Origin of the sequence: Spirulina sp. 06S082 (assembly GCF_034932145.1) — a bacterium.
Classification (GTDB): Bacteria; Cyanobacteriota; Cyanobacteriia; order Cyanobacteriales; family Spirulinaceae; genus CCY15215.
In genome coordinates this window covers 1-7,193 of record NZ_JAYGHV010000199.1, presented here as the reverse complement: position 1 = coordinate 7,193, position 7,193 = coordinate 1, and the positions used below count along the sequence as shown (strand labels likewise).

The following is a 7,193-nucleotide window of genomic DNA, read 5'->3' as shown; positions in this document are numbered from 1 at the left end:
TCTGAGTTTCGTTGTAGAAATCATTCCAGAACCATTACCCAAGATTGAAAAGTCTTGCGGTATTGATTTAGGAATCAGCACTTTTGCGACCTTTAGCAATGGTAAAAAAGTCAAAGCACCTAAGCCGTTAAAGAAAAATCTCAAGCGATTGAGAAAATTGCAGCGTAAACTTTCCAAGAAACAGAAAGGTAGCAAACGTCGTGAAGTAGCACGTAAAAAAGTTGCTAAACTCTACGCCAAAATCAAAGACACCCGCACGGATTTTCTTCACAAATTATCAACTAAAGCAATTCGAGAAAACCAATCGATTGCTGTAGAAGATTTGAACGTGAGTGGCATGATGAAAAACCGTAAGCTATCTCGTGCAATTAGCGACTTGGGATGGCGCGAATTTAGAACCATGCTGTCTAACAAGGCTGATAAGTACGGTCGCAATTTCAAGGTTATTGACCGATGGGAACCCACTTCTCAAACCTGCTCGTCATGCAGGCAAAGAGGAGGTAAATTAGACCTATCGATTCGTGAATGGACTTGTCTCTGGTGCGGAGAAACACATGATAGAGATGAGAATGCCGCAATAAACATTGAAGTCGCGGGAGGACATTCTGAGACTATAAATGGACGTGGAGGAACGGGTCAGACTTCCGCCAAGGAAGCACCATCCAGTGAAGCGTCAACCGCCCCTGAATGGATTCAATTGAATTTGTTTGGGGAATCCCCGTCTCTTTAGAGCGGGGAGGATGTCAAAATATCTTGCAAAGCGGCGACAACGATCGCAATATCGTCTTCCGTTAGCCCTGGATACATGGGTAAAGAAAGGATTTCTTGGCATAATTTCTCGGCATGAGGAAAATTCCCTTTTTGGTAGCCCAGAAACTTGTAAGCGGGTTGTAGGTGGCAGGGAATGGGGTAATGAATGCCGGTTTGAATGCCGCGATCGCCGAGTTGTTTTTGCATTTCATCCCGGTTTAGGGGACAGGAAGAGTGAATGCGAATGACGTAAAGATGATAGATATGCCCGGTTCCGCTTTGGTTGTGGAGAGGAGTAATACCCTCTTGATTTAAAGACGCTAAAGCCGCATCATAACTGCAAGCGGCACGATTGCGATCGCGATTCCAGCCCTCGAGATGGGGCAGTTTGAGATTGAGAATGGCAGCTTGTAGGGTGTCGAGGCGACTATTTGTACCTAATTCCTCGTGAATATATTTTTGTGTGGCTCCGTAGTTGCGATAACAGCGTATTTTCTGGGCGATCGCTTCCTCATCGGTGAGGACGATACCGCCATTCCCCAAAGAGCCTAAATTTTTACTGGGGTAAAAACTATAAGCCGCAGCTTGACCGATTGTACCCGCTTTTCTCCCCTCCCGTTCCGCCAAATGAGCCTGGGCTGCATCTTCAAAAATCAGAAGATCGTGGGTTTTAGCGAAGTCTTGCAGGCGAGAGGGAGAAACCATCTGTCCGTAGAGATGAACGGGTATAATCCCCTTAGTTTGAGGGGTAATGGCTTTGGCTGCGGCTTCGAGATCGATTAAAGCCGTTGCGGGATCGCAGTCTACGAGAACTGGTTTAGCACCGCTTCGCAATGCCCCAATGACCGTGGCAATAAAGGTGTTAGTGGGAATGAGAACTTCATCTCCAACCCCAATGCCATTCGCTTGCAAACCCAGGGCGATCGCTTCGGTACCGGAACTCACCCCCACCCCATATTTAACCCCTGAAGCCGCCGCAAAAGCACGTTCAAACTCCGTCACCGCTTTGCCCAAAATAAAGTCCCCATCTCGAACCACCGTCATGAGGGCTTCTTGAATCTTGGCTTCTAGGGGTTGGTGTTGTAGAGAAAGATCGACAAAAGGTACTGTCATAATTGGATAAATAGCGAGGTAGAGGATCGGAGTCGGAAAATTAGTCAGGCGATCGCCTTGAATTTAATTTCCTCATTCCTTTTTACTCTTCCCTGTCCCTAAATGCCACTCTCTTAATCTAAGATGCTGAAACTTTTCTCAAAAACAATTCAGAGAATCTACGCTATTTTCCCCCAGGGATTCTCTATTGGCGATCGCGCCTTACCTGTAATTTGTATTCTGGGGCTATTTGCGTTTCCTTCTCCCTTCCTCCTGACCAAAACCTATGAAGGGTTTCAAGTTGACGTTGATGAGTGTAACTTTGATGGAGTATCCGGTTGGTTTTACTGGTATATTGATACCTTTGGACTGTGTAACATCGTGATGGTTGCCAATGAAGAAGAAGCCCTCCGACAATCCTCAGAAATTTTAGAGTATTCTTTTAGTGTTGTTAGAAGTGGATATGGTGTGAACTTGGGAAATTAGCTTTTTTCTGTCCTGTTTGTCTTGTAAGGAAAACTCGATTGTAGTATGGTTCAAAATGGCAACAAAGTTCTCACACTCTCTACCATAATGATTACAACTCCAACCGCGATCGACTCCTTACATATTCGCTATCTCGAACAAATCAAGGCGATCGACTCTACAGAAAATGGACAAGATGTTCGCCAAGGATTACAACAAGGCGCAAAAACGCTACCACCGCGCTATTTTTACGATGAAAAAGGCTCTCTTTTGTTTGAGGATATTTGCAATTTACCGGAATATTATCCTACTCGCACGGAAGCCGGAATTTTGCAAGAATATGCGCTGGAAATTGCCTCTATAACGGGAAATTGCGAATTGGTTGAATTAGGAAGCGGTAGTTCTAGCAAAACCCGGTTTTTATTGAATGCTTATCAAACATTATATTCATCTTTAAATTATGTTCCTATTGATGTCAGTGGCGAAATTTTAGCCGCCAGTGCCAAACAATTACTATCAGATTATTCTACCTTAAAAGTTCGCGGTTTGGTTGGCACTTACGAACAAGCATTAGCACAATTAACACCTTCTTCTCTACCTACACGAATTATCTTATTTTTGGGCAGTACATTAGGTAATTTTTACCCCCAACAAAGCGATCGCTTTTTAGCTCAAATTATTAACGCCCTACAACCGGGAGATTACTTTCTCCTCGGTGTTGATTTACAAAAGCCCAAAGCTATTCTTGAAGCAGCTTATAATGACAGCCAAGGAGTAACAGCAGCATTTAACCTTAATATGCTTGCCCATCTTAATTGGCGCTTTCGGGGAAATTTCGCTCTAAAAAACTTTGTCCATCGAGCAATTTATAATGAAAAAGAAGGCCGGATTGAGATGTATTTAGATTGTCTGCGATCGCATCAAGTGCGTTTAGAATCTTTGGATTTAACGGTAGAATTTCGCCAAGGAGAAAGCATTCTAACCGAAATTTCTCGAAAATTCAATCTCGATACCTTGGAACAAAACGTGCAAGAACGAGGTCTATCTATATTGCAAACCCAGACGGACGATCGAGGATGGTTTGGTGTTATACTATGTCAAAAATAACCCATTATTTCCGGATTATTCTTGGTATTCGTTCACTCAACATCCGAAAGGCGATCGCGCCTCCTCTGATTTTATGATTTTGGTTGTTTTCCACAATAAATAAAAAAATGCACAAAATTCCTACTATTTTCAGATTAGTCACGGCGATAACATTTGCACTTATTCCCCTAACATCCCAAAGTAGCAATGCCCAAACTCTATCCGCCATTGTGACAAGAATTATCGATGCCGATACCGTAGTTTTGCGGCAGGGAGAAACAGAAATCGTCGGTCAACTCGCTTGTATTGATACCCCAGACTGGGTGAATGGACAACCCCAACCCCACGCCCAAGCCTCAAAAAACCGCTTAACCCAACTGATTCCCGTGGGTTCATCCGTCCGATATGATAGCTTAAGAACAGTTGGGAGAGGGCGATCGCTCATCGTCGTTTTTCATAATAACCGAAATATTAACCTGCAAATGGTTGCAGAAGGACAAGCTGAATTACATGGAAGCTATCGCCAAACCTGTCCAAACAGCGTCGATGCACTCACCCAAGCGCAAAGCAAAGCGAAAAATCAACGTCTAGGCCTCTGGAATTCTCAATAATAACTTATCATCGTCAGGGAACACCCCAATATGATATTTCTCGTATTTTTTCTCTGTTACCTTTACAAAATGAGCTTTATAATGTACTAATGATTTTGAAAGGTTTGGGTAATAATCTTGAGAATATTGATACGAGTTGAGTGTTTATTGTATTTCAGCAAAGGCGATCGCGATCGGTGAGAATTTCATAACCCGTTGCAGTGACTAACACGGTATGTTCAAACTGTGCCGAAAGTTTATTATCTGTTGTTACCACCATCCAGCGATCGCCTAAAATACGAGTCTGTTTCGATCCTGCATTTAAAATCGGCTCGATCGCCAAGGTCATTCCTGCTCTTAATTTAACATTAGGTAATTCTCGGGTACGACTATGAAAAACTGCCGGTTCTTCGTGGAGATTGCGCCCGACACCATGACCGGTATAATCTTCAACAATGCTATAACCGTGGGCTTTTACATGGTCTTGAATCGCCCCAGCAATGTCCATAATATAATTGCCTTCTTTAACTTGTTCGATGCCTTTATATAAGGCTTCTTCTGCAACCCGCATGAGTTTTTTGGCCGTGGGAGAAATGTTACCCACGGCAATAGTAATGCAGGAATCGCCATGATATCCTTCTTGATAAGCACCGGTATCTACTTTCAGTAAATCTCCTGCACGAATGACTTTTTTGCGACTGGGAATACCGTGGACGACCTCGTTATTAATACAAGCACAGATCGACCCAGGAAAGCCGTGATAACCTTTAAAACTGGGTTTTGCATCCATTTCTCGAATACGCTTCTCTGCATAAGCATCTAAGTCTGCGGTGGTCATTCCCGGTTTAACCATTGCCGCAATTTCTTTGAGTACCGTTGCCACAATAAGACCCGATCGCCGCATGATTTCCACTTCATATTCTGATTTTAGTTCAATTCCTTTGCGAGTCCGTCGTAAGGTAGGCAGTCCGCGAGTACTGGGAATTGCTTTTGCTTTTTTGTTGGCCGAGAGGAGATTGGAGAGGATTTTCATCAGAAACCCCCGTGGAGACTCCCACCATATCTGAAAGATTGGTGGTGGGAGGAAACGGGGCGTATATTTTGAGGGTTCGATACCCTCGAAATATACAAATCAATAAGTGTACGCATAACCATCCTTGTGATGAATTGGACTACAATATTTGTGACTGATTCCTTGAATCAATCCAGTTTTTGTCGAAATATTGAAACTTCCCGTAGAGCGAACCGCGACTCGCCCAGAGTAAGTTCCAGTCTTCTTTCCTTAAGCACATTTTCTCTTCCACTTTTCGAGCAAATACTCTCTGACTTCATAACCAAATAATTCTCCTTGTTGATATTCAGCACCAGAGATTTCAGGATTTTGGAGCGCTTGAGTATCGAACCTCACCAACTCTTGTGAAATTCCCGATATGGGACAGATTTTACTAAGTCGATTGACCCAAGTGATGATATTATGAACTCGCGACATGAGACTGGGAGCAAGCCATCCTTCCGGAGGTTTTCGGTTGAGAAAGCGAGGTTTTCGATATCGCGTTTTTCTCTTCCTTCGAGAACGTCTTAACTGTCGTCTTAAGGTTAAATTATCGCGAATTTGTTGACCGCGATGAGTTAATTCGGCTCCCCAAATGACTCGATTTCCTTGCAGGATTGCTAATCCTGTTGTCTTTGAACCGGGGTCAATCTTTAACTGACAATCATTAACTTCTCCTCCTTGTACATTTGGCAGAATAATAGTGAATGGAAACCGTTTAAATACCTTGGCTCGTCCCGATTTGAGTAGTTTTCTGGCTCTCGCAGGATGAGTAGGATTTAATGGTTTTTTGTTTTTATCTAATACGAAAACCCGCATGGGTGAAACTCCTTTTTCAAGGGTAAAGTTCGCTTCGCCAATGTTTTTTAAGTTTTTTACGTCAACAGCACTTTCTTAACCCAACTAGGAATGTTTAACTGTTGACCACAGAGCGACAAACTAGCGACGCATTTGAGGGTGTGATAGCTTAAAAAACGTAGTTCCCAAGAACTTAGGCTGGTCAACTATGGGCTTGGTTCAAGCCCCCGCTATACCCAAAGGGTTAGCGGTGGGTTATTGACGCAGCGTTTGTCGTTATTGTTACCGTTTTCGTTTTATTATCGCATTTTTTTGCAATTGTGGGAATTCCAAGCGGCGATCGCCCTGGGCTGGCTTTAGAGAAAACCAGCCGCATTAGTTAAATTATTGAGCTTAATGGGGCCATTTCCACTCGCGAATTTCGGGTTTGTCAATCCCCTGCTCAAAGGCATAATTGGTATGTTCGATGATACTATTTTTCATGCGTTCCTTAACATAAGCTGCCCGAGATTGCAACTGAGGAACGCGGTCGATGACATCAATAACTAAATTAAAGCGATCGACCTGGTTTTCCATGGCTAACTCTAAGGGGGTGTTAATGTTCCCCTTCTCTTTATAACCCCGCACGTGAATGCGTTCTTGATTGGTGCGACGATAGGTTAACTTATGAATTAACCAAGGATAGCCGTGGAAGTTGAAGATTACGGGCTTATCGGGAGTAAACAAAGTATCGAAATCATCATCCGATAAACCGTGGGGATGTTCGCTTTCTGGCATTAAGGTTAAGAGGTCAACTACATTGACAAAACGAACCCGCAACTCTGGGAATTCGTCCATTAAAATAGCGGTGGCTGCTAAAGATTCCATCGTGGGAATGTCGCCACAGCAAGCCATGACCACATCGGGTTCATCAGGGTCTTTGCCGCGATCGTCGTTACTGGCCCACTCCCAAATCCCGAGACCTTTAGTACAGTGGGCGATCGCGTCCTCCATCGTCAAATACTGCAAGTGCATCTGTTTGTCAGAAACAATGACATTCACATAATTGCAACTCCGCAAACAATGATCGGCGACGGACAGTAAGCAGTTAACATCGGGAGGGAAATAAACCCGCACGACATCGGGACTCTTATTAAGCACCAAATCGATATAGCCAGGGTCCTGATGACTAAAACCATTGTGATCCTGTCGCCAAACGAGAGAGGAAAGCATGATATTAAGTGAGGAAACCGAAGCCCGCCAAGGCACTTCTTTTTTGCAGATATCCAACCATTTTGCGTGTTGATTAAACATCGAGTCTACCACGTGGGCAAAGGCTTCGTAGGTATGGAAGAAACCGTGACGACCGGATAAGAGATACC

At 43.7% G+C, this 7,193-nt stretch carries 6 protein-coding genes and 2 pseudogenes; 4 read left to right on the top strand and 4 right to left on the bottom strand.

The window, feature by feature from the left end; genetic code table 11:
* A partial coding sequence (locus VB714_RS14060; RefSeq protein ID WP_323225188.1) for an RNA-guided endonuclease TnpB family protein occupies positions 1 to 730 on the top strand: 730 nt, incomplete at its 5' end.
* Here the strand turns inward: VB714_RS14060 and VB714_RS14055 are convergent.
* A complete protein-coding gene (locus VB714_RS14055; protein WP_323225185.1) occupies positions 727 to 1,863 on the bottom strand; it encodes a DegT/DnrJ/EryC1/StrS family aminotransferase in 1,137 nt (378 codons plus the stop codon). The two genes, VB714_RS14060 and VB714_RS14055, sit on opposite strands and share 4 nt — an antisense overlap.
* Positions 1,864 to 1,986: 123 nt before the next feature.
* Here VB714_RS14055 and VB714_RS14050 point away from each other — a divergent pair, with 123 nt between their 5' ends.
* The 3 genes from VB714_RS14050 (at position 1,987) to VB714_RS14040 (ending at position 4,004) form a co-directional block, all read left to right on the top strand.
* Positions 1,987 to 2,328, top strand: coding sequence for a hypothetical protein (locus VB714_RS14050; RefSeq protein WP_323225183.1), 342 nt, complete (start codon positions 1,987 to 1,989; stop codon positions 2,326 to 2,328).
* 87 nt (positions 2,329 to 2,415) lie between these two features.
* A complete protein-coding gene (egtD, locus tag VB714_RS14045) occupies positions 2,416 to 3,414 on the top strand; it encodes an L-histidine N(alpha)-methyltransferase (RefSeq protein WP_323225181.1) in 999 nt (332 codons plus the stop codon).
* A gap of 107 nt (positions 3,415 to 3,521) precedes the next feature.
* Entirely contained in the window at positions 3,522 to 4,004 is a 483-nt protein-coding gene (locus tag VB714_RS14040) for a thermonuclease family protein (protein WP_323225179.1), read from the top strand.
* 154 nt (positions 4,005 to 4,158) lie between these two features.
* On the opposite strand, the gene map is transcribed toward VB714_RS14040, so the two are convergent.
* The 3 genes and pseudogenes from map to VB714_RS14025 all read right to left on the bottom strand — a co-directional run.
* Positions 4,159 to 5,016 (bottom strand): type I methionyl aminopeptidase, encoded by an 858-nt coding sequence (map, locus tag VB714_RS14035; RefSeq protein WP_323225177.1) that lies wholly within the window; start codon positions 5,014 to 5,016, stop codon positions 4,159 to 4,161.
* Positions 5,017 to 5,271: 255 nt separating this feature from the next.
* Positions 5,272 to 5,853: pseudogene (iscB, locus tag VB714_RS14030) on the bottom strand (RNA-guided endonuclease IscB); the annotation flags it as partial.
* Between the two features lie 372 nt (positions 5,854 to 6,225).
* Positions 6,226 to 7,193: pseudogene (locus VB714_RS14025) on the bottom strand (phosphoketolase); the annotation flags it as partial.

Coding starts and splice junctions, on each gene's coding strand:
- egtD (WP_323225181.1), top strand. CDS start 2,416: ATGATTACAACTCCAACCGCGATCGACTCCTTACATATTCGCTATCTC.
- VB714_RS14050 (WP_323225183.1), top strand. CDS start 1,987: ATGCTGAAACTTTTCTCAAAAACAATTCAGAGAATCTACGCTATTTTC.
- VB714_RS14055 (WP_323225185.1), bottom strand. CDS start 1,863: ATGACAGTACCTTTTGTCGATCTTTCTCTACAACACCAACCCCTAGAA.
- VB714_RS14040 (WP_323225179.1), top strand. CDS start 3,522: ATGCACAAAATTCCTACTATTTTCAGATTAGTCACGGCGATAACATTT.
- map (WP_323225177.1), bottom strand. CDS start 5,016: ATGAAAATCCTCTCCAATCTCCTCTCGGCCAACAAAAAAGCAAAAGCA.